Consider the following 532-nt stretch of genomic DNA (forward strand, 5'->3'; position numbering starts at 1 on the left):
ACTTCCAAAGATTTTACGGTCAATGGTATGAAATATAGCAAAAATAAAGATGGCTGGTATGAGTCAGAAGCGAACAGTGATGCGCAGGCGGCATATGAACAGTTAAAAGCGAATAACAGAACCTATCAGTTTGCAGACGAAAAAACCAAAAAACAGATTGCTTATATTAGTGATTATTACCTTCAAACAGTACCGGAGAGTGTAAAAGCGGCGTGGCAGGAAACATTAGAAGAAACGGGGGTTAATCCATTTCAGACTGATTTATCCAGTACATTAACGCAGCTATCTGTGGAGCAGGATTTTCAGACAGGTGGTAATGATAATATTTTTGGAGAAACGAAAGAAAGCTGTTTGGCAGCTATCAACAAAATATTGGAGAGAATAGAAAATCCGCTGGCAGCAGTTACAGATGAAAGGGCAGCATATCTGCAACAGGAAAAAGAATTTTATACCGTACTGGCATCTAAAATAAGAGAATAGTAAAAGCACAGAGAATGGCAGATGCATTGGCATCCATGCTGCGAAATGCAGG

At 39.5% G+C, this 532-nt stretch carries 1 pseudogene; it reads left to right on the plus strand.

The features are described from left to right. Window positions 1–480, plus strand: a pseudogene (locus DV740_RS14635) (hypothetical protein); the annotation flags it as partial. Window positions 481–532 lie beyond the last annotated feature (52 nt).

Source organism: Roseburia sp. AF02-12 (assembly GCF_003461765.1).
Taxonomy (GTDB): Bacteria; Bacillota; Clostridia; order Lachnospirales; family Lachnospiraceae; genus Roseburia_C; species Roseburia_C amylophila.